At 70.8% G+C, this 20,359-nt stretch carries 19 protein-coding genes; 7 read left to right on the top strand and 12 right to left on the bottom strand.

Annotated features, from left to right (window positions below; translation table 11 throughout):
* Positions 1-37 precede the first annotated feature (37 nt).
* Positions 38-1,879, top strand: a complete 1,842-nt coding sequence (locus tag FBY35_RS16380) for a prolyl oligopeptidase family serine peptidase (RefSeq protein ID WP_142214503.1) — start codon at positions 38-40, stop codon at positions 1,877-1,879.
* 73 nt (positions 1,880-1,952) lie between these two features.
* On the top strand, positions 1,953-2,702 hold the full coding sequence (locus tag FBY35_RS16385) for an SURF1 family protein (RefSeq protein WP_142214504.1): 750 nt from the start codon (positions 1,953-1,955) through the stop codon (positions 2,700-2,702).
* A 146-nt stretch (positions 2,703-2,848) separates the two neighbouring features.
* Here FBY35_RS16385 and FBY35_RS16390 read toward each other — a convergent pair whose 3' ends face one another.
* The 7 genes from FBY35_RS16390 to FBY35_RS16420 all read right to left on the bottom strand — a co-directional run bounded on the left by FBY35_RS16390 (position 2,849) and on the right by FBY35_RS16420 (position 9,189).
* Positions 2,849-3,883: a hypothetical protein gene (locus FBY35_RS16390; protein WP_260848630.1), complete on the bottom strand. Its 1,035-nt coding sequence runs from the start codon at positions 3,881-3,883 to the stop codon at positions 2,849-2,851.
* A gap of 71 nt (positions 3,884-3,954) precedes the next feature.
* Positions 3,955-4,524 carry a SigE family RNA polymerase sigma factor gene (locus FBY35_RS16395; RefSeq protein WP_142215104.1) on the bottom strand — a complete coding sequence of 190 codons (570 nt, stop codon included), beginning with the start codon at positions 4,522-4,524 and terminating at the stop codon, positions 3,955-3,957.
* 424 nt (positions 4,525-4,948) lie between these two features.
* Positions 4,949-6,019: an aspartate-semialdehyde dehydrogenase gene (locus FBY35_RS16400; RefSeq protein ID WP_142214505.1), complete on the bottom strand. Its 1,071-nt coding sequence runs from the start codon at positions 6,017-6,019 to the stop codon at positions 4,949-4,951.
* The gene (locus FBY35_RS16405; protein WP_142214506.1) at positions 6,016-7,287 is read right to left on the bottom strand and encodes an aspartate kinase; all 1,272 of its coding nucleotides are present in this window, start codon (positions 7,285-7,287) and stop codon (positions 6,016-6,018) included. Before FBY35_RS16405 ends, FBY35_RS16400 begins: the two co-directional genes overlap by 4 nt.
* A gap of 259 nt (positions 7,288-7,546) precedes the next feature.
* The gene (locus tag FBY35_RS16410) at positions 7,547-8,206 is read right to left on the bottom strand and encodes a DUF5063 domain-containing protein (RefSeq protein ID WP_142214507.1); all 660 of its coding nucleotides are present in this window, start codon (positions 8,204-8,206) and stop codon (positions 7,547-7,549) included.
* Positions 8,199-8,798, bottom strand: coding sequence for a recombination mediator RecR (recR, locus tag FBY35_RS16415; RefSeq protein WP_142214508.1), 600 nt, complete (start codon positions 8,796-8,798; stop codon positions 8,199-8,201). Before recR ends, FBY35_RS16410 begins: the two co-directional genes overlap by 8 nt.
* A gap of 55 nt (positions 8,799-8,853) precedes the next feature.
* Positions 8,854-9,189, bottom strand: a complete 336-nt coding sequence (locus FBY35_RS16420; protein WP_142215106.1) for a YbaB/EbfC family nucleoid-associated protein — start codon at positions 9,187-9,189, stop codon at positions 8,854-8,856.
* A 272-nt stretch (positions 9,190-9,461) separates the two neighbouring features.
* Between FBY35_RS16420 and FBY35_RS16425 the strand changes: the two genes are divergently transcribed.
* Positions 9,462-10,214, top strand: a complete 753-nt coding sequence (locus FBY35_RS16425) for an SLATT domain-containing protein (RefSeq protein ID WP_260848631.1) — start codon at positions 9,462-9,464, stop codon at positions 10,212-10,214.
* Between the two features lie 232 nt (positions 10,215-10,446).
* Here FBY35_RS16425 and FBY35_RS16430 read toward each other — a convergent pair whose 3' ends face one another.
* The 4 genes from FBY35_RS16430 to FBY35_RS16445 form a co-directional block, all read right to left on the bottom strand.
* On the bottom strand, positions 10,447-11,397 hold the full coding sequence (locus tag FBY35_RS16430; protein WP_142214509.1) for a class I SAM-dependent methyltransferase: 951 nt from the start codon (positions 11,395-11,397) through the stop codon (positions 10,447-10,449).
* 73 nt (positions 11,398-11,470) lie between these two features.
* Positions 11,471-12,121 carry a hypothetical protein gene (locus FBY35_RS16435; RefSeq protein ID WP_142214510.1) on the bottom strand — a complete coding sequence of 217 codons (651 nt, stop codon included), beginning with the start codon at positions 12,119-12,121 and terminating at the stop codon, positions 11,471-11,473.
* Between the two features lie 138 nt (positions 12,122-12,259).
* Complete coding sequence (locus tag FBY35_RS16440) at positions 12,260-14,698, bottom strand: dolichyl-phosphate beta-glucosyltransferase (RefSeq protein ID WP_142214511.1); 2,439 nt, start codon at positions 14,696-14,698, stop codon at positions 12,260-12,262.
* The gene (locus FBY35_RS16445) at positions 14,695-15,384 is read right to left on the bottom strand and encodes a GntR family transcriptional regulator (protein WP_142215108.1); all 690 of its coding nucleotides are present in this window, start codon (positions 15,382-15,384) and stop codon (positions 14,695-14,697) included. The genes FBY35_RS16440 and FBY35_RS16445 overlap by 4 nt, the downstream gene beginning before the upstream one ends.
* A gap of 78 nt (positions 15,385-15,462) precedes the next feature.
* On the opposite strand from FBY35_RS16445, the gene FBY35_RS16450 reads away from it, so the two are divergent.
* Positions 15,463-15,909 (top strand): hypothetical protein, encoded by a 447-nt coding sequence (locus FBY35_RS16450; RefSeq protein ID WP_142214512.1) that lies wholly within the window; start codon positions 15,463-15,465, stop codon positions 15,907-15,909.
* 128 nt (positions 15,910-16,037) lie between these two features.
* Here FBY35_RS16450 and FBY35_RS16455 read toward each other — a convergent pair whose 3' ends face one another.
* Positions 16,038-17,393, bottom strand: coding sequence for an aspartate aminotransferase family protein (locus tag FBY35_RS16455; RefSeq protein WP_142214513.1), 1,356 nt, complete (start codon positions 17,391-17,393; stop codon positions 16,038-16,040).
* 177 nt (positions 17,394-17,570) lie between these two features.
* Between FBY35_RS16455 and FBY35_RS16460 the strand changes: the two genes are divergently transcribed.
* The 3 genes from FBY35_RS16460 (at position 17,571) to FBY35_RS16470 (ending at position 20,339) form a co-directional block, all read left to right on the top strand.
* Entirely contained in the window at positions 17,571-18,164 is a 594-nt protein-coding gene (locus FBY35_RS16460; protein WP_142214514.1) for a type 1 glutamine amidotransferase family protein, read from the top strand.
* Positions 18,161-18,625 carry a MarR family winged helix-turn-helix transcriptional regulator gene (locus FBY35_RS16465; protein ID WP_142214515.1) on the top strand — a complete coding sequence of 155 codons (465 nt, stop codon included), beginning with the start codon at positions 18,161-18,163 and terminating at the stop codon, positions 18,623-18,625. The genes FBY35_RS16460 and FBY35_RS16465 overlap by 4 nt, the downstream gene beginning before the upstream one ends.
* 67 nt (positions 18,626-18,692) lie before the next feature.
* Entirely contained in the window at positions 18,693-20,339 is a 1,647-nt protein-coding gene (locus FBY35_RS16470; protein WP_142214516.1) for a serine/threonine-protein kinase, read from the top strand.
* The last annotated feature ends 20 nt before the right edge of the window (positions 20,340-20,359 follow it).

The raw sequence follows: 20,359 nt of genomic DNA on the forward strand, positions 1-20,359 counted from the left end.
CGAACGGATTGTCGGGGGTCCGGCGCAGAATGGGGTCATGACTGAGATCACCGACTCCACGCCGGAGCTGCCGGGCACGCCGGAGCTGCCCGGCATGCCCGACTGGGAGAAGCGCTTCCGCGCGCCGCGCGTTTCCCTGCCCGACTGGGCGGAGGACGCACCGCACCGCTCGCTCTTCGTGTCCAACGCCACCGGGACCTACGAGCTGTACGCCTGGGACCGGGCGACGGGCGAGCAGCGGCAGGCGACGGACCGGCCCAATGGCACGACGGACGGGGTGCTCTCCCCCGACGGCGCGTCGATCTTGTGGTTCTCGGACACCGACGGCGACGAGTTCGGCGTCTGGATGCGCCAGCCCTTCGGCGGTGGGGACGACGAGCCCGCCGCGCCGGGCCTCGGACCCTCCTATCCGGCGGGTCTGGCCATCGGCCGGGACGGCACCTCGGTGGTCGGCCGCTCGACCGACGAGGACGGCACGACGATTCACGTCGTACGCAAGGACGCGGAGCCGGCCGAGATCTACCGGCACCGGGAGTCCGCCGGGGTCGGCGATCTGTCGCACGACGGGACGCTGATCGCGATCGAGCACACCGAGCACGGGGACGCGATGCACTCGGCGCTGCGAGTGGTACGCCTCGACGGCAGCCCCGTCTGCGAGCTGGACGACACAAAGGGGGGCACTGAGGAACTGGGGCTTGAGGTCCTCGGTTTCGCTCCGGTGGACGGGGACACCCGGCTGCTCGTCGGGCATCAGCGGCGCGGCCGTTGGGAGCCGATGATCTGGGACGTCGCATCGGGCGAGGAGACCGATCTCGCGATCGACCTGCCGGGCGATGTGAACGCCGAGTGGTATCCGGACGGCTCGGGGCTGCTGGTCGCGCACAGCTTCGAGGCACGCGGCGAGCTGTGGCGGTACGACCTGGCGACGCGGGAGCTGGTGCGGATCGAGACGCCGGCCGGTTCGGTCTCGGGTGCGACGGCCCGGCCGGGCGGGGAGGTGGAGTACCTGTGGTCCTCGGCCGCGCTGCCGCCCCAGGTCCGCTCGACATCGGGCGGTGTCGTGCTCGATCCCCCGGGCATGAAGGCGCCGGAATCGGTGCCGGTCGAGGATGCCTGGGTGGAGGGGCCGGGCGGCCGGATCCACGCGCTGGTGCAGAGGCCGGCGGGTGCGACGGGCCCGCTGCCGACCGTCTTTGAGATCCACGGCGGCCCGACCTGGCACGACAGCGACGAATTCGCGGCGGGCCCGGCGGCGTGGGTCGACCACGGATACGCGGTCGTACGGGTCAACTACCGCGGCTCGACTGGGTACGGCCGGCAATGGACGGACGCCCTCAAGCACCGGGTCGGGCTGATCGAGCTGGAGGACATCGCGGCGGTCCGGGAGTGGGCGGTGACATCCGGGCTCGCGGATCCGCAGAGGCTGATCCTGGCGGGCGGCTCATGGGGCGGTTATCTGACCCTGCTCGGCCTGGGCACCCAGCCCGAGGCCTGGGCGCTGGGCCTTGCGGCGGTACCGGTCGCGGACTACGTCACGGCGTACCACGACGAGATGGAAGCCCTGAAGGCGATGGACCGCACCCTGCTGGGCGGTACGCCGGAGGAGGTCCCGGAGAGGTTCGAGGCCTCCTCGCCGCTGACGTATGTGGACGCGGTCCGGGCCCCGGTCTATATCTCGGCGGGCGTCAACGACCCGCGCTGCCCGATCCGCCAGGTCGAGAACTATGTGGACCGGCTCGCCGCGCGCGGCGCGATGCACGAGGTGTACCGCTACGACGCGGGGCACGGCTCGCTGGTGGTGGAGGAGCGGATCAAGCAGGTGGGGCTGGAGCTCGCGTTCGCAGCCGAGCACCTGGGGCAGGGGGTGGACCTGGGGTAGCCGGCTGGCGGGACGGGCTCCGCGAACGGGGGGCGGGCCGAGGGGCGGTCGGCACGTTCCGTACCGTGGGGGTGTGTACCGGTTCCTGCTGACGCCCCGCTGGTGGGGGATCAATATCTTCGTCGTGCTGGCGATCCCCTTCTGTGTCTTCATGGGGTCGTGGCAGCTCGGCAAGTTCGAGGACCGCGTCACCACGCATCAGCAGGCCAAGCAGGGGCCCGCGCCGGGTGAGCAGAAGGCCGTGCCTCTGGACGAGCTGTTGCCCGTCGACCAGAAGACGTCGGGGCGGCAGGTGACGGCCGGCGGGCGGTACGGCAAGCAGTTCCTGGTGCCGGACCGGCAGTTGGACGGTGAGCGCGGCTCGTATGTGCTTACGCTGCTCAAGACCGACGGCGGCCGGACGCTGCCGGTGGTCCGCGGCTGGCTGCGGCAGGGCGCGGCCGCCCCCGCGGCACCCGCCGGCAGGGTCACCGTGGCCGGCGCCCTGCAGGCCTCGGAGACCCCGGGCACCGAAGGCGTGCACGCGGCGGGCGGGCTGCCGGGCGGACAGCTGGGGATGATCAGCGCGGCGTCGCTGGTGAACCTCGTGCCGGACGACGTGTACGACGCGTGGGTCACCCTCACGGAGGCCGACAGCGGACTGAAGCCGGTCCCGGCGTCCGCGCCGGAGGGCAGCGGGCTGGACTTGAAGGCGTTCCAGAACCTGGGCTACACCGGGGAGTGGTTCGTCTTCGCCGGCTTCGTGCTCTTCATGTGGTTCCGGCTGCTGCGCCGCGAAGCGGAGGCTGAGCGAGACCGAGCGCTTGGCCTGGAGCCCGCGTAACGGGCGCCGCCGGAACCCGCGCCAATCGGGGCGGGCCCACCTGCCCGACCTTCAAACCGAGCGGTGGGGGGGCGGGTAGGGCAGCTGCCGATGTGCGGCTCCGTCGCGCGGCGCCGCGGGCGCAGGCGCCGGCCCGGACCGGCCCGTCACTGAGCGCTCAGCACACCCGTGCGGTAGATCGTGCCTGAACACGCGTTGGTGATCGTCGTCTCCGCGCTGGGCGAGCCCACCCCGGTGGTGTGGGTCACGGCGACGCTGCCGTCCGCCGGGCCGTCGGCCGTGGGGACCAGCTGGGGCTCGGCGTTCCCCGAGGTCGTGCCCGTGCCTGTGCTCGCGCCCGACGAGCCGCCCTCCGACGGCGTGGGTTCGGGCGATGCTCCGGTGGTCGGGCAGCTGTCCTTCGGGACCCAGGCGAACTTCACCTCGTACGCCGTGTCCGGCTTCAGCAGCAGCGAAGCCGCCTCCTCCGAGGGGGCCGGCAGACCGGTCGCCGCGTCGCCCGCCGTGTGCTCGGCCACCGTGATCTTGGCGGGGTCGGCCGCGCCCAGCGCCTTGAAGGTGACCGTGCCGTCGCCGCTGACCGCGCAGTCGGTCTTGGAGACATTGGTGACGCGGAAGGTGCCGTACACCTTGCCCTCGGCGTCGGGCGCCGCCTGCGCCGCGGTGACGCCGAGCTGGCCGGACTCGCAGACCGCGGAGCTGGCGGGCGCGGTAACGGGCGGGTTGAGGACGCCGCCCGTCCTGCCGTCCGTGGCGCCGGAGGGCTGCTGTCCCGGCGTCGGGGTCGCGCCGCCCTTGTTCTGCCCGGTGCCCTGGCCGCCGGCGGAGGGGCTGCCCGTCCCCGACTCGCCGTCCTCGGCTCCCGCCTCGTCCCCGGTGCCTCCCTGAGCCTGTTCGCCGTGTCCGGCGTTGACGGGGTTGGCGCTGTCGCTGCCGCCGGAGGTCGCCACATGCACGAAGGCGGGGACGGCGGTGCCGATCAGCACCACCGCGGCCGCCGCACCGACCAGCGCCTGCCTTTTGCGGGCGCGTCGCGCAGGGACTGCCCTTCGCAGGTGGTCAAGGGCTCCTTCGGAGGGCTCCAGATCCTGCACCGCCCCTTGCAGCAGCCGCCGCAGGGCGACTTCGTCCCCGCCAAGGGCTCCAAGGCCGCCCAGCTCATTTTCCGGCCCGTAGTTCACAATTCCGTTCCCAGTCCGGTCGTCAAACGGCCCGTCCGGCCCGTACTGCTCAAACCTGTCCCTGTGCCCGCTCATGCCGTCGCCTCCATGGCGACGCGCAGCGCCGCGATGCCCCGCGAGCCGTACGCCTTCACCGAGCCAAGCGAAATCCCCAGCGTCTCGGCGGCCTGAGCCTCTGTCATGTCCGCGAAGTACCTCAGCACCAGAACCTCGCGCTGGCGGCGCTGGAGTCCGCGCATCGCCTTGATCAGCGCGTCCCGTTCCAGCTGGTCGTACGCGCCCTCCTCGGCGCTCGCCATGTCCGGCATCGGCTTGGAGAGCAGTTTCAGCCCGAGGATGCGGCGCCGCAGCGCCGACCGCGACAGATTCACGACGGTCTGGCGCAGATACGCCAGGGTCTTCTCCGGGTCCCGTACCCGGTTGCGCGCCGAGTGGACGCGTATGAAGGCTTCCTGGACGACGTCCTCGCAGGAGGCCGTGTCGTCGAGAAGCAGGGCCGCGAGACCAAGCAGCGACCGGTAGTGGGCGCGATAGGTCTCGGTGAGGTGATCGACTGTGGTACCCGCGGCCATGGTGTCCTCAGCGCCCTCGCGCTGGGACGAGATGCGGGTGGTGCGGGGCATGGGGGCGATCACCGGCATGCCGGCGGGCGGGCGGGGCCGGCGGAGCGGGCGCACTGCTGCGCCGCGGACCGGGACCACCCTGGTGAAGTCGAGAACCTCTGCCACGCCTGTTGGACACGCTTCCCCCCGTCAGGGTTGTACGCGTACGCCACCGTTTTTGACGGTGAACCAAATGCGCCCATGCGTACCCGCTCTTCCCCAATGCCCCTTTTCTTCGCGGCACCGTGAAGGGGCAACCGCAAAGACGCCTCCCGCCCAACTGCCGGTTGCAGAAAGAGGGGAAGCGCATCGTCGAACATCCTTGCACCCCAGTTCAAGTGGTACAGACCTTCGTCTTGATCACAGGGTGTTCACAGAGCCTACAAAGCATTCCGCTTCCCCCGCCCCGATTCAGCGGGAAGCAGACAGAGGAAGCGCACAGAGCGGCAACAAACGGGACGGATCAGCCGGGGGCGAGCGCGGGCCCGATCTCCGCCGCGACAGCCTCCGCGATCTGAGCGGAGTTGAGCGCGGCACCCTTGCGCAGATTGTCGCCGCAGACGAACAGGTCCAGCGCACAGGGGTCGTCCGGAGCCCGCCGCACCCGCCCCACCCACGTCGGATCGGTCCCCACCACATCGGCGGGCGTGGGGAAGTCCCCGGCCGCCGGATTGTCGTAGAGCACCACTCCGGGCGAGGTCGCCAGGATCTCGTGCGCCCGCTCCACCGTGACCTCGCTCTCGAAGCGCGCGTGCACGGCGAGCGAATGCGTGGTGAGCACCGGGACGCGGACGAACGTCGCCGCCACCCGCAGCCCCGGCAGGCCGAGGATCTTGCGCGTCTCGGCCCGCAGCCCCAGCTCCTCGGACGACCAGCCGCCGTCCTGGAGGGTCCCCGACCAGGGCACCACGTTCAGCGCCAGCGGTGCCGCGAACGGTCCCAGCTCGTCGCCGACGGCCCTGCGTACGTCTCCGGGCCCGGCGCCCAGTTCCGTACCGGCAACGAGCGACAGCTGGGCGCGCAGCGCCCCGACGGCGTCACGCCCCGCGCCGCTGACGGCCTGGTAGGAGGCGACGACCAGTTCGCGCAGCCCGAACTCGGCGTGCAGCGCGCCCACGGCCGGAACCATCGCGAGCGTGGTGTCGTGCGGGCTCGCGACGATGCCGCGCGGGCGGACCCGTACGGCATGCGGATTGACCTCGGGTACGACCAGTGGCACATCGGCATCCAGCCGGAAGGCGCCCGAATTGTCCACAACCACCGCGCCTTTGGCCGCGGCGACCGGCGCCCACTGCGCGGACACCGCGTCCGGTACGAGGAAGAGCGCGACGTCGACGCCCGTCAGTGCCTCTTCGCCGAGCGCGACGACCTCGGTCTCCTCACCGCGCACGGCCAGCTTGCGGCCGGCCGAGTGCGGAGAGGCGACCAGTCGTATGGCGCCCCAGACATCCGCGTGCTGCGAAAGGATCTGGAGCATCACAGAGCCGACGGCTCCGGTCGCTCCGACGACCGCAAGCGTCGGCTTGCGGGTCATCGACCGGTGCCTCCGTAGACGACCGCCTCGTCGGAGTCGGAGTCGAGACCGAAGGCGGTGTGCACGGCGCGCACGGCCTCGTTGACGTCGTCGGCACGCGTGACCACCGAGATACGGATCTCCGAGGTGGAGATCAGCTCGATGTTCACACCCGCGTCGGAGAGCGCCTCGAAGAAGGAGGCGGTGACACCGGGGTTGGTCTTCATGCCCGCGCCGACGAGCGAGATCTTGCCGATCTGGTCGTCGTAGCGCAGCGATTCGAAGCCGATCCCGGCCTTCGCCTTCTCCAGGGCGTCGATGGCCTTGCGGCCGTCCGTCTTGGGGAGGGTGAAGGAGATGTCGGTCAGGGCGGTCGTGGCCGCCGAGACGTTCTGCACGACCATGTCGATGTTGATCTCGGCATCGGCGATCGTACGGAAGATGGCCGCGGCCTCGCCCGGCTTGTCCGGCACTCCGACGACCGTGACCTTGGCCTCGGAGACGTCGTGGGCGACTCCGGAGATGATGGCGTGCTCCACCTTCTGGTCCCCTTGCGGTTCGTTGCTGACCCAGGTGCCGCGCAGTCCCGAGAAGGACGAGCGGACGTGAATCGGGATGTTGTATCGGCGTGCGTACTCGACGCAGCGGTGCAGCAGCACCTTGGAGCCGGAGGCTGCGAGCTCCAGCATGTCCTCGAAGGCGATCCAGTCGATCTTCTTCGCCTTCTTCACGACCCGGGGGTCGGCGGTGAAGACGCCGTCGACGTCGGTGTAGATCTCGCAGACCTCGGCGTCCAGGGCGGCGGCCAGGGCGACGGCGGTGGTGTCGGACCCGCCGCGGCCGAGGGTGGTGATGTCCTTCTTGTCCTGGGACACACCCTGGAAGCCCGCGACGATGGCGATGTTGCCCTCGTCCAGCGCCGTACGGATCCGGCCCGGCGTCACATCGATGATGCGCGCTTTGTTGTGGACCGAGTCGGTGATGACGCCTGCCTGGCTGCCGGTGAACGACTGGGCCTCGTGGCCCAGGTTTTTGATCGCCATCGCCAGCAGGGCCATGGAGATCCGCTCTCCGGCGGTCAGCAGCATGTCGAATTCGCGCCCGGCAGGGATCGGGGATACCTGCTCGGCGAGATCGATCAGCTCGTCCGTCGTGTCGCCCATCGCGGATACCACGACGACCACCTGGTGGCCGTCCTTCTTGGCATCGACGATTCGCTTGGCGACGCGCTTGATGCCTTCGGCATCGGCAACGGAGGAGCCTCCGTACTTCTGCACGACAAGGCCCACGTGCGCTCCTCGCTCAGTCCGTTTCGGTCCGCACTACTGCGGTCGGCTCAGTCTAACGAGCGGCCGGACTCCGACCCGGTGCAGTCACATGGTGAGATGTCCCGCTCACTACGTGATCACCGGGAAGGGTCACGGCCACCCGGACGACTCCTGCCCCGACTCATGCGTGCTACGCGGTATGTGGGCCGTGTCACGTCGGCCCGAGGGCCCGCCCGCCGGTGACGCGCCACATAGTGGCCGGAAAAGGATCCGGGAGCTCTCAGGTGGCCGTACGCAGGCCCAGCGGGCCCGCGATCTCCTGCGCCATCACCTTCCCGGCCTCCTCGGCCAGCGCGTCCTCTGCGAGGTCCTCGTCCGTGTCCAGACCGTCCAGCTCCTCCAGCGGCTGGTCCAGCCTGACGTGGGCGACCAGCGACTGCAGCGCGCGCAGCGTGGCGGAGGCGGTCGGGCCCCAATTGGAGAAGTACGAGAACTGCCACCACCACAGCGCCTCACTCGTGCGGCCCGCACGGTAGTGGGCCAGGCCGTGGCGCAGGTCGGTGACGATGTCCGCGAGGTTGTCCGAGATCCGGGAGGCGACCGGGGCCTTGCGCGGTTCGTACGGGTCGAAGACCTCGGAGAAGACGTCGACCGGGTCGAGCAGCACGGCGAAGCGCTCGCGCAGGTCGTCGACGTCCACGTCGGGGCCGGTGTCCGGTTCGTACCGCTCGTCCGGAATGATGTCCTCGTGCGCGCCCAGCCGACCGCCCGTCAGCAGGAGTTGGGAGACCTCCAGCAGCAGGAAGGGCACCGCACTGTCGGGCTCGTCGCCCTTCGCGACTTCCGTGGTCGCGACGATGAAGGACTCGATCGAGTCGGCGATCTGGACCGCGAAGCTGTCCGGGTCCTGATTGACGGCGTGCAGGTTGGCGTCAGACATCGAGAAGTCGTCTCCCCTCGAAGGCACGCCCCAGCGTGACCTCGTCGGCGTATTCCAAGTCTCCCCCCACGGGCAGACCGCTGGCCAGCCTTGTGACCTTCAGGCCCATCGGCTTGATCATGCGCGCCAGGTACGTGGCGGTGGCTTCACCCTCCAGATTGGGGTCCGTGGCGATGATCAGTTCGGTGATCGTGCCGTCCGCGAGGCGGGCGAGCAGCTCACGGATCCGCAGGTCGTCGGGGCCCACACCCTCGATGGGGCTGATGGCCCCGCCGAGCACGTGGTAGCGGCCCCGGAACTCCCGGGTCCGCTCGATCGCCACAACGTCCTTCGGCTCCTCCACCACGCAGATGACCGAGTGGTCACGGCGCGGGTCACGGCAGATGTTGCACTGTTCCTGCTGGGCGACATTGCCGCACACCGCACAGAAGCGGACCTTGTCCTTCACCTCGAGCAGGGCGTGGGCGAGCCGGCGCACGTCGGTCGGTTCCGCCTGGAGGATGTGGAAGGCGATCCGCTGCGCGCTCTTGGGACCGACGCCGGGCAGCCTGCCCAATTCGTCGATGAGGTCCTGGACCACGCCTTCGTACAACGGAACGCCTCTCGTGGAGTGCTGTGGTGCTTACGGTAGTTGGTGGGCCCGCGCCTCAGAAGGGCAGGCCCGGCATGCCGCCCAGACCCTGGGTGAGCGTGCCGAGCTTCTCCTGCTGGAGCTGCTGCGCATTCTCGTTCGCGGCCTGGACGGCGGCGACGACCAGATCCGCGAGAGTCTCGGTGTCCCCGGGGTCGACGGCCTTGGGGTCGATGACCAGTCCGCGCAGCTCGCCGGAGCCGGTGACCGTGGCCTTCACCAGGCCGCCGCCCGCCTGACCCTCGACCTCGGTCCGTGCCAGCTCCTCCTGGGCCTGCGCGAGATCCTGCTGCATCTTCTGCGCCTGCTGGAGGAGCTGCTGCATATTGGGCTGGCCACCACCGGGAATCACGGTCACTCCTGGCATTTCGACGACGATTGTTCGGTAAGCCGAGCCTACGTGCTTGCCGGGCGGCTCGCCCCACCCTGCGGTGACAACTCTTTCGAGTGAGTGGGGGCGGACTCCCTTAGCTGATCAAGGACCTCGTGCGGGCGGAAATACCGGGATTTCTGGCGCACAGCCCACCATTCGGCGGTAGGAAGGGCATGCGCATCAGAATGCACGCGCGTGTACACGCAGTGTTACGTCGTACCACCTCGTTCCACGTCGTAGAGGAGTGACCGGTGAGCCAGCCGGACATGCAGCCCGGGGGCCCGGCCCGTGGCGAGCGCGGCGGGGCGCCGCGCGGTGACCTGGCCGGGACGCCGTTTCCGCTCGGCGACTGGGGTGAACCGGCGGAGCGCCTCGACGAGCTGTACAGGTGGGTCGAGGCGGGCGCTCTGCGTACGGCTCACTGGTATCTGGCGAACCGCGCGTGGAAACGCCGGGCGGCGCGGATGCTGCGCGTCGGCACGGCCCTGGGCGTGATCGCCGGGGCCGTGCTCCCTCTCCTGGAGGTGACGGGCGTGCGGGACGGGGCATCGGGGTGGGGATATCTCTCGCTGCTCCTGGGCGCGGCCTGCCTGGCCTGCGACCGGTACTTCGGGGTGACCTCGGGCTGGATAAGGAACGTGGCGACGGCGCAGGCGGTGCAGCGCAGGCTGGTGGTGCTGCAGTTCGACTGGGCGTCCGAGTGCGTAAGGGAGGTGCTGGGCCCGACGGAAGGCACGGCGAGCGAGGCGGCGGAGAGGTGCGTGGGGGTCCTGCGGCGGTTCACGGAGGACGTCGCGGAGCTCGTGCGGTCGGAGACGGCGGACTGGATGGTGGAGTTCGGCTCGGGCCCGGCGCCCCTGGTGATGCAGTCGACGGGGGCGGGGCCGGGACGGGGGGTGGAAGGGCAGCCGCCGGGGCGGGCGACGGATGGCCGCGGAACGCCGCTGCCGCCGGGGACGCGGCCGAACATGCCCCGCCAGCGCCCACCGGAGACGCCGCGCTGAGGCCGCGGCCTGCGGCCGGCGCTCACCGGGCCGTGCCCCCGGACCCCGCGCTGAGCCCGGACGCCCCAGAGGCTGAGGCCGGACGCCCCAGAGGGGGGATGAGGTCCGGGGCGGGCACCCGCTCACGGACCCGGGGCTCCACCCCGGATGTCGCCTCAGACTCAGGCCACCGCACCCAGGGAGCGGCAGTCTCGCCGCAAAGCAGCTCGCCTTCCGCCCCCGGGCCAGGAGGTCAGGCGCTACGGCCCGGCCGCAGCGCCCTCGTCACGATCGGCGGGAGCAGGTCCTTCGCCAGGCGGCGGGCGCGGGACGGGCGGCGGCGCGGCGGGGCCGCGGCCGCCGCAGGGGCAGACACGGGCACGGGTGCGGCCGGCTCAGGCTTCGGTAGCGGCTTGTGGCGGGACTTCGGGTGCGGCGGCGCCTTTGCCTTGTTGCCTTTTATGCGGATCAGCGGCAGGCCTGCCACCTCCTCCACCCCGTGCCACAGGTCCGCACGCGACTCCAGCCATCTCAGCAGCGCCCCCCGCACCGGCGCCGGGTCACCCCACGTGCCGTAGAGTTTCGTGCCCGTGATCACGATCGGCTTCAGGCCCGTGGTCGGCAACGCGCCCCACACCGCGGCCGAGACCCCCGGGCAGTGTTCCGCGCGGAAGTCGTCGAAGGACACGATGCCCTGCGGCTGCAGCAGCGCCTTCGCCGCCTCGATGTCGCCGTGCACATGCTCGTACAGGTGCGAGGCGTCGACATGCACGAAACGGCAGCTCCCCGGGCTCACCCGGGAGGTGATCACGGAAGTCGGCCCCTGCACCATCGTGGGCAGTTCGTCGTGGAACGACAGATAGTTCGCCTCGAACGCCCGCCTCGTCAGCGTCGAGTACGACCTGTCCATTTCCGCGCTGTTGGAGTCGTCCGGTGCCGGCGAGTCCCACAGGTCGCAGACCGTGAACTCCTCACCCTCCCGCAGATAGTCGGCCGTGAAGATCGCGCTCTTGCCCAGGTATGCGCCGAGCTCGAGCAGATCCCCTCGGCCGTCCGGATCCGTGTCCCGCTGATAGGACAGGAACCAGTCGAAGAGCAGCTGGTCCACGGGCCAGAACCAGCCCTTGACGTCCGCGAAGCGCGTCGGTCGGGGGAGAGTTTCGTCCACCGTCTCCCCCGTCACCGGGGTACTCGTCTGTGACATGCACCGGTCCTACCGGGCGGAGATGTCACGGAGCTTAAGGCGGCGCGTTCAGCGGATGTGCGGGGGATGTGCGTCAGCTGAAAATGATCATTGAGCCCTGGCCGAGGCTGCGCGTCGCCGCAGCGTGCAGGCCAAGCCACACATGCCGTTCCCGCGCGAAGGGGCTCTCGTCGTACGGAATCGGCCCCGCCGGTTCCTCCAGCGAGGTCGGCCGGTCCGGCGGCTGCGGAGCCTCCGGCGGGTTCGCCGGGTCGATGCCGATCGACGGCGCGACGAACTCCAGCTCCCGCAGCAGACCCTGGGTGGAGCCAAGCGGGCCGCCCCCGGCGAGCAGTTCGTCGTTGAACAGCGGCGAGGCGAAGTCGACGGGGACGTATGCCCCGGCGTGGTCGTAGTGCCAGACCAGATGCGACTGCTGCGCGGTCGCCTCGAACATCTCCAGCAACTGCTCGTAGTCACCGCCCAGTTCGTCCACCGGCGTCACCGCGAGCCCGCACAGCTGCAGCAGGTACGCGCGCCGCAGGAAGTGCAGCGCGTCGTAGTCGAAGCCCGCGACGGGAGCCACATCGCCGGACAGACCGGGCATGTACGCGAAGACGGGGACCGTCGGCATTCCGGCACTGGTCAGTGCTTTGTCGTAGGCGGCGATCTCTTCGGCGAAGGGGTTGTCGGGGCTGTGGCACAGCACGTCGACGAGGGGGACCAGCCACAGGTCACAGGCCAAGGGAGGGCTCGCTCTCCAGGGGTTTCGGGCACAAGGTGGGGCACCGGGACGGAACAGCATCAGGCACAAGATCGGGAACGGGGTCGGGCACGGACGGGACAGCGTAGTGGCAGGGACACAATCGGCGAAGGGTGCCGGTCAGCTGTCTGTCCGAACCGGATCCTTCGGGTCCCGCACATCCCATACCCACACACCGCCCACCCGCTTCCCCGGGCGCCCGAGCAGTTTCTCCACGGTCGCATACAGGGCCGCCTCGTTGTACTGCGGCTCCAGCACCACCACACCTGCCTTCCAGGCCGCCAGGTCGTAGCGCGCCTGGGCCTGCCAGTTCGGGCCGATGGTGGGCACGCGCCCAGTGTTGCGCACCTCGCTGAAGAGGTTGGAGGTGTGCCGGGGGGTCGCGCCGTAGATGCCGATACGGTCCGGTCCCCACGGCCCGTTGAAGTAGCCGCCCGCGACCCGGAAACCGAGGCCGGTCGCCGACTGCCAGTGCAGGGCCTCCGCGCTGCCGGGATTGGGCAGCGGCACCGTGACGACCGACTCGCCCTTGCTGACGTAGGAGCGGTAGATGCCCTGCGTGATGAACTCCGGGACCTGCGGCCGCTCCCGCACCGGATACGGCGTCGGCAGCACCGGCAGCAGCGCCGCCGCCACCGCCGCGAGGCCCACCACCTGGTTGACCCGGTCCCTGGACGCCACGAGCCGGTCGGCTGCGAGCGCGATCAGAACGCCCAGCACCGGGGCGCAGATCATCGCCACCCGCGACTCGATGACCGATTCGAAGAGCGGCTGATGGGCCAGCACACGCCATGGGCCGGTGAGCAGGATGTCCGTGTACGGGATGCGGAACTTCGGCCCGAGCGAGAGGAACGCCGCCGCAAGCCCCGTGAAGGCCAGCGCCTTGACCAGAGCGAGCCGCCACAGCCGCACCACCATCGCCGCCGCGAGCGCGACCAGGGGCCAGCCGTAGAAGGCGTTCTGCTCGGTGCGGTTCAGCGCGAGCGGATCGGCGACCTGGTCGGAGCCCGCGAGCGACCGGCCCGCGAACTCCAGTAAAGCCAGCGGGCTGTTGCCCGCGTTGTCCCCGTGCAGCACGCTCTTGTAGCTCTGCGGGCCGAAGAACTGCCAGCCCAGCGGGAAGGCGATCAACGGCAGACAGACCGCGGCCGCGACGGCGAGCCCACGCAGCAGCGGCCTCCGGGCCGCCTGCGCCACATCGGGGCGCGCGAGCGCGTACGAGAGCGCGAAGAGCAGCATGCCCACCGACGCGAGGAGCAGCGGCTCCTCGCCGAGGAAGACCTGATACGTCGCGAACAGGCCCAGCAGCACTCCGTCGCGTACGACGTTGCGCCCCTCGCACAGCCGCAGTGCCCGGTCGATGATCAGCGGAATCATGAACAGCACGAGGAAGTTGGGGTGCGCGTTGCCGTGCGAGATCATCGGCGGCGCGAAGGCGGCGAAGGCCGCGCCGAGCGCGGCCGCCCACCGGTTGCTCACCAGCCGCCGGGCGATCAGCCAGTACCAGGCACTCGCGGTCGCCGCGAGCCCGAGCGTGAGCGCCAGCGCCCAGGTGACGGTCGGGCCGAGCAGCAGCGTGACGGGCGCGAGGGGTATGGACACCCCGAACATGACGGTGTTCGCCATCAGGTTCACGCCGTCAGGAAATCCCTGGAGCGTGGTGAAGAGGGGATTTCGCAGATGCGCGACATTGTCGGCGGTGACTGCGAAGAACCACTCCCACTGGTTCTGGTCCTGCCCCGAGTCGGCGAGATAGCCCCGGTCGAGGTCCGCCCACAGATTCTTGTAGAGCAGTACGGACGCGAGGACGAAGAGCCCGACGACGGCCAGGTCGACGGGGCGCAGGGCACGGGCGCGCAGTCTGAGCAGTTCCAGCAGCACCCTGCCGTAGTCCAGCGGCCGGACCTTGGAGCCCGCCTGGTGCGACCAGCGCACCGGGACCTCCGTCACGGGCCATCCCGACCGCCGGAAGAAGCGCAGTACCTCGACGTCGATCCCCCACCCGTCAAGCCGTGAATCAGCAAAGGCCGCACGTGCCTTGTCGCCGTCCAGAAGCTTGAAGCCGCACTGGGTGTCATGAATGCCCGGCACGGCGACGGCGCGTATGAGGCGGTTGCCCATCCGGCCCAGCCATTCGCGCGTCCGCCGCTGGTGCACCTCGATGCGCGAGTCCGGGTGCGCCCGCGAACCGATCGCCGCCGCGCTGTCCTCGGCGGCGAGTTCCTTGTCGAGACGGTCCAGCTCCTCGATGGGCGTTGCGAGGTCGGCGTCCGTGATCAGGACGAGCCGGCCGTACGAGGCGAGCACGCCCAGGCGCAGGGCGCTGCCCTTGCCGCGGTTGCCGTCGCCGCTGACGAGCTGGATGCGAGGCTCCTCGGCCGCCGCCTCCTTGGCGATCGTGGCGGTGGCGTCGGTGGAGCCGTCGTCGACGACGATCAGCTCCCACTCGCCCCAGCGGCCGGGGTCCGCGCGCAGATGGGCACATATCGCGTCCAGGGTGGGACGCAGCCGCCCCTCCTCGTTGTACGCCGGGACGACGACACTCAGGTCTACGCTCACTGCTCCAGCCGATCCGCCCAGGCGAGCGCATGCTCGTCGTATGCGCCGACGGCCGCGCGCACGCCTTCGGCGTCGCCGGTCGTGACGGCGTCCACCAGCTCCTCGTGGCCGCTCCACAGCCACTGCCGCAACTCCTCAGCGCTGCGCAGACCGCGCAGATACGGGACGGCGAACACCCAGGTCTGGACGCGCAGCCGGTGCAGGAAGTCGCAGATGTACCGGTTTGCAACGAGTGCGCAGAGCTCGCGCCAGAAACGCAGGTCGTAGCCGATGAGGATGTCCAGGTCCCCGGCGCGGGCGGCGCGGGCGGCTTCCTCTGCCCGGCGGCGTACGGACACCAGCGCCTTGCCCGGCACCCCGGTGATGCCGCGCTTCTGCGCATGGTGGAGGACGCCGGCCACAATGAGTGCGCGTGCCTCGACCATGCCGCGGTAGTCGTCGACCGAGAACTCGTGGACCCTGAAGCCCCGGTGCTGGTCGGAGTCGAGCAGCCCCTGGGCCGAGAGATCGACGAGGGCCTCGCGGACGGGTGTTGCGGAGACGCCGTACTGCTCGGCGATCTGCTTGACGGTGAATTCCTGCCCGGGCTGCAGACGCCCGGCCAGGACCTCGTCGCGCAGCGCGTCCGCGATCTGTTGTCGCAGGGTGTTGCGGGTGACAGCGGAACTGCTGCCGTTGCCCTGCATCGTGGCCTTCTCCTTCTCCGGGGTCCCGGACACGATAGGCCAGACGTCACGAACCGGGTGCGGACAGGGGATTCTGACATGACAGACGTCTTCGAGGCTGCGACGGGTGACGGTCAACCACCAGATTTCTCCGCACGGGCCGCGGACGTACGGGCCGCGGAGGTGCGCGCCGCGCTGGACGGCCTGCTCCAGATCCGCCGCGTGACGAACACCGCGCCGGCGGCCTGGGAGCTCAACCGGATGGTCCGCGCGGTCGCCCTTGCCCTGGAGGCGGCGGGCATCCCGCCCTCGGCCGTGGACGCCTCGGGTGCGAGGACGGCGACGGGCTATCGCGTACGCGCGTCGGACAGGGCCCGGATGGTGTGCGTGGACTGGCTGGGCCCGCCGGGCGGCGGAGCGGCTCAGGAGGAGGAGTTCCGGCTGGCGGAGTGCGCGGGGGCGCTGGCGGCGCTGGGGTGGGAGGCGCTGATGTACCGGGGGCCGCGGAAGCGGCGGTTCTTGGAGGTGGAGCCGGCGCGGTCCTGACCGCGGCCTGCGGCGGACTGTTCCCCACTCCGCCCTCCTCCTACGGCGCGGCGGCGGGAGATTGCCCAGCCGCGCAGCAGCACGGCGCCGCACCGGGATTCCGGTGCGGCGCCCTGAGGAAAGCCGAGTCAGGCCGTGTGCTCGTCCGCCACCGACAGCGCCGCGTCCAGCGCCGCCAGGCCCTCCTTCGCCTCCGCCTCGGAGATGTTGCACGGCGGCACCGCGTGCGTGCGGTTCATGTTCACGAACGGCCACAGGCCATGGGACTTGCACGCCGCCGCGAACGCGGCCATCGGGGCGTTCGCCGCGCCGGTCGCGTTGTACGGCACCAGCGGCTCGCGCGTCTCCTTGTTCCGTACGAGGTCGAGCGCCCAGAAGACACCCGTACCGCGCACCTCGCCGACGCTCGGGTGCCGCTCGGCGAGCTCGCGCAGACCCGGACCGAGAACGGTCGCGCCGATGTGTGCGGCCTGCTCGACGACCTTCTCCTCCGCCATCACGTTGATCGTGGCGACCGCGGCGGCGCAGGCGAGCGGGTGTCCGGAGTAGGTCAGGCCGCCGGGGTAAGGGCGGGTCTCGAAGGTCGCGGCGATCTCGGCGGAGATGGCGACTCCGCCGAGCGGTACGTAGCCCGAGTTGACGCCCTTGGCGAAGGTCAGCAGGTCGGGTATGACACCGAAGTGGTCGGCGGCGAACCACTCGCCGGTGCGCCCGAATCCGGCCATGACCTCGTCGAGCACGAAGACGATCCCGTACCGGTCGCAGATCTCGCGTACACCCACGAGGTAACCGGGCGGGGGCGTCATGATGCCCGCGGTCCCCGGGATCGTCTCCAGGATGATCGCGGCGATCGTTGCCGGGCCCTCGAAGGCGATGGTGTCCTCGAGATGCTGGAGGGCGCGGGCGCACTCCTGCTCCTCGGTCTCGGAGTAGAACGGCGACCGGTAGAGGAACGGCGCCCAGAAGTGCACGACACCGGAGGTGCCGTTGTCGGAGGCCCAGCGGCGCGGATCCCCGGTGAGGTTGATCGCGGTCGCGGTGCCGCCGTGGTACGAGCGGTAGGCGCTGAGGACCTTGGGGCGGCCGGTGTGCAGCCGGGCCATCCGGATGGCGTTCTCCACGGCCTCGGCGCCGCCGTTGGTGAAGAAGATCTTGTCGAGGTCGCCCGGCGTCCGCTCGGCGATGAGGCGTGCGGCCTCGGAGCGCGCCTCGACGGCGAACGCGGGCGCGAAGGTGGTGAGCCTGCCCGCCTGTTCCTGGATCGCCGCGACGACCTTGGGGTGCTGGTGGCCGATGTTGGTGTAGACGAGACCGCTGGTGAAGTCGAGGTAACGGTTCCCGTCGTAGTCCCAGAAGTACGAGCCCTCGGCACCGGCGACGGCGAGCGGGTCGATCAGGCCCTGGGCGGACCAGGAGTGGAACACATGCGCACGGTCTGCGGCCTTCACGGCTGCGCCGGCCTGGGGGTCGGGATGAGGGGTCATGCGGGCAAGGGTAAGGAGGGGCGGGTGGGGACCGACATGGCCACGGTGTATGGCCGTGGCGCCGTTCCTGGGCACTGTGTCGCTCCCGCCCCGGGGGAAGTCCCGGGGCGGGACTGCATGCATTGACAGCATGCTGCTGATACGACAGGATACTGTCATCGAGGCAGGAGGGCCACCATGAGCACCCGCACCGTTCATCTCGCCGTCTACGACACCTTCGCCGACTGGGAATCCGGCCACACCACCGCACACCTCACCCAGAACGGCTTCACCGTCCGCACCGTCGGCCCCACCACCGAACCCGTCACCACCATGGGCGGCGTCCGCATCCAGCCCGATCTCGCCCTCGGCGAGCTCGACCCGCAGGACAGCGCCCTGCTCATCCTCACCGGCGCACACCTCTGGGACACGGGCGACGACCTCGCCCCCTTCGCCGCCGAGGCGCGCTCCTTCCTCGACGCCGGCGTCCCCGTGGCCGCCATCTGCGGTGCCACCGCCGGGCTCGCCCGCGAGGGACTGCTCGACGACCGCGATCACACCAGCGCCGCCTCCTTCTACCTCGGGGCCACCGGCTACAAGGGCGGCGACCACTACCGCGAGGCCGACGCCGTCACCGACCGCGACCTGATCACCGCGGGCCCCACCGAGCCCGTCGCCTTCGCCCGCGAGGTCTTCGCCAGGCTCGGCGTGTACGAGGGCGAGAAGCTGGACGCCTGGTACCGGCTGTTCCACGACTCGGACGCCTCCGCCTTCGCGGTCCTCACCTCATGAGCCGCGCGGAGCAGGACCTGCTCAGCCGGACAGCACTCGGCGTCTTCCGGCTGAACGGACAGTTCCTCGCCCTCTCCGAGGAGTTGGCGAAGCCCGCCGGGCTGACCGCGGCCCGGTGGCAGGTCCTCGGCGCGGTGCTGCACGAGCCGCTGCCCGTCGCCGGGATCGCCCGCGCCATGGGCATCACGCGCCAGAGCGTGCAGCGGATCGCCGATCTGCTCGTCGAGCGGGGCCTCGCGGCGTACGCACCCAACCCCGCCCACCGCCGCGCCAAACTCCTGCGCCCCACCGACGACGGCCGCGCCGCGATCGCGCGGATCAACCCCGGTCACGCGACACTGGCCGCCCGTCTCGCCGAGGCGCTGGGCCCCGGGCAGTTCGCCGAGACGGTACGGATTCTTCAGGAACTCTCCAAAGCCCTCGACAGCCTCGGGACGCTCCCGCCGGATCCTGACCTCTAGGAGGCGTCGGCGCGCACTATCCTCGGTCCGTCGGCAGCGAAGCGGTACGGGGGAAGGGCGCGCGGCGATGGAGCCTCTGGCACCAGCAGATCCACGGCACATCGGCGAGTACCGTCTGCTGGCCCGCCTCGGCGCGGGCGGCATGGGCCAGGTCTACCTCGCCCGCAACGACCGCGGCCGCACCGTCGCCGTCAAGCTCGTACGCCATGAGCTCGCCGAGCAGGAGGAGTTCCGGGGCCGCTTCCGCCAGGAGGTACGGGCCGCTCTGCGGGTCGGCGGCGAGTGGACCGCGCCCGTTCTCGACGCCGACACCGAGGCGCCGGTGCCCTGGGTCGCCACGGGCTACATCGCCGGGCCCGCCCTGCAGACCGTCGTCTCCGGCGACCACGGCCCCCTGCCCGAGCGTTCCGTCCGCATCCTCGCCTCCGGTCTCGCCCACGCCCTGCGCAACATCCACGCCGCCGGGCTCATCCACCGCGACCTCAAGCCGTCGAACATCCTCGTCACCATCGACGGCCCCCGCGTCATCGACTTCGGCATAGCCCGCGCCCTGGAGACGGTCACCGACGGAGGGCTGACCCGCACCGGCGCGCTCGTCGGTTCGCCGGGCTTCATGGCTCCGGAGCAGGTACGCGGCGACCGTGTGACGCCCGCCTGCGACATCTTCTGCCTCGGCTCGGTTCTCGCGTACGCGGCGACGGGCCGGATGCCGTTCGGTTCGGCGGACAGCGGGGTGCACGCCCTGATGTTCCGCATCGCGCAGGAGGAACCGGACCTGGAGGGTCTTCCACAGAGCCTGCTCGGTCTCGTACGGGACTGCCTGCACAAGGATCCCGAGGCCCGCCCGACGCTCGAGAGGATCCTGGAGCTCACGACCTCCGACGCGACCGCCGAGCCCTGGCTGCCGGGCGCGCTGATCGCCCAACTGGGCCGTCATGCCGTCCAGTTGCTGGAGGTGGAACAGCCGCAGGCTCCGGCCCCGGTCCAGCCGCCGACGATGACCGCGCCCGCCCCGAAGCCGCCCGTCCCGACGCCGCTGCCCACACCGCCCCCGCCGCTGCCGGCCTACGGCTACCCGCACGGCCCGGCCCCGGTGACTCACGGCCCGCCGGTGCCGTACCAGCCGATGCCCGCCCCCTACGTACCCCCGCCCCCGCCCCGCAGGAGGGGCGGCACGATCGCCCTGATCGCGGTGGCCGTGCTGGTCGCGGTCGCGGCGGGCGGTGCGGTGTACGCGGTGATGGGCGACGACGGCAAGAAGTCCCCGACGGACGCCAGGCCGGGCCCCACGACCTCCTCGCCGACGACCCCGACAACCCCGGCCACCCCTGCCGTCCGAGGCTCCACGGCGCCCCCGACCTCACCCGGCTCCCAAGAGGGCGGCGTCCCCGCGGAGTACGTCGGCACCTGGGAGGCGTCCTTCGCCACGGCCGACGGCAACAACACCCGCACCATGACGATCTCCCAGGGCACGACGGGCACCCAGGTGATGACCTTGTCGGGCACCGGCCCGAACTACGACTGCACCTGGTCCGCCACCCTCCAGGCCTCGGGCCCACCCCTCGAACTCGGCCCGACCCAGGTGACCTCGGGCGACCCGAAGCAGTGTTCGCCGGGCCAGTGGAGCCGCCTGGACATGCCCAACGACACAACGATCGTGCGTGAGTTGGTGGGCTCGGGCGGCGCGCCCCTCACGTACACGAAGTCGGGCTGAGGCTCACACCGAACCGCGGC

The sequence above is a fragment of the Streptomyces sp. SLBN-118 genome (assembly GCF_006715635.1).
Classification (GTDB): domain Bacteria; phylum Actinomycetota; class Actinomycetes; order Streptomycetales; family Streptomycetaceae; genus Streptomyces.

Coding starts and splice junctions, on each gene's coding strand:
- FBY35_RS16410 (WP_142214507.1), bottom strand. CDS start 8,206: ATGTCTGACGCCAACCTGCACGCCGTCAATCAGGACCCGGACAGCTTC.
- FBY35_RS16465 (WP_142214515.1), top strand. CDS start 18,161: ATGAGCCGCGCGGAGCAGGACCTGCTCAGCCGGACAGCACTCGGCGTC.
- FBY35_RS16470 (WP_142214516.1), top strand. CDS start 18,693: ATGGAGCCTCTGGCACCAGCAGATCCACGGCACATCGGCGAGTACCGT.
- FBY35_RS16455 (WP_142214513.1), bottom strand. CDS start 17,393: ATGACCCCTCATCCCGACCCCCAGGCCGGCGCAGCCGTGAAGGCCGCA.
- FBY35_RS16400 (WP_142214505.1), bottom strand. CDS start 6,019: ATGACCCGCAAGCCGACGCTTGCGGTCGTCGGAGCGACCGGAGCCGTC.
- FBY35_RS16395 (WP_142215104.1), bottom strand. CDS start 4,524: ATGCCGGTGATCGCCCCCATGCCCCGCACCACCCGCATCTCGTCCCAG.
- FBY35_RS16450 (WP_142214512.1), top strand. CDS start 15,463: ATGACAGACGTCTTCGAGGCTGCGACGGGTGACGGTCAACCACCAGAT.
- FBY35_RS16380 (WP_142214503.1), top strand. CDS start 38: ATGACTGAGATCACCGACTCCACGCCGGAGCTGCCGGGCACGCCGGAG.
- FBY35_RS16430 (WP_142214509.1), bottom strand. CDS start 11,397: ATGTCACAGACGAGTACCCCGGTGACGGGGGAGACGGTGGACGAAACT.
- FBY35_RS16460 (WP_142214514.1), top strand. CDS start 17,571: ATGAGCACCCGCACCGTTCATCTCGCCGTCTACGACACCTTCGCCGAC.
- FBY35_RS16445 (WP_142215108.1), bottom strand. CDS start 15,384: ATGCAGGGCAACGGCAGCAGTTCCGCTGTCACCCGCAACACCCTGCGA.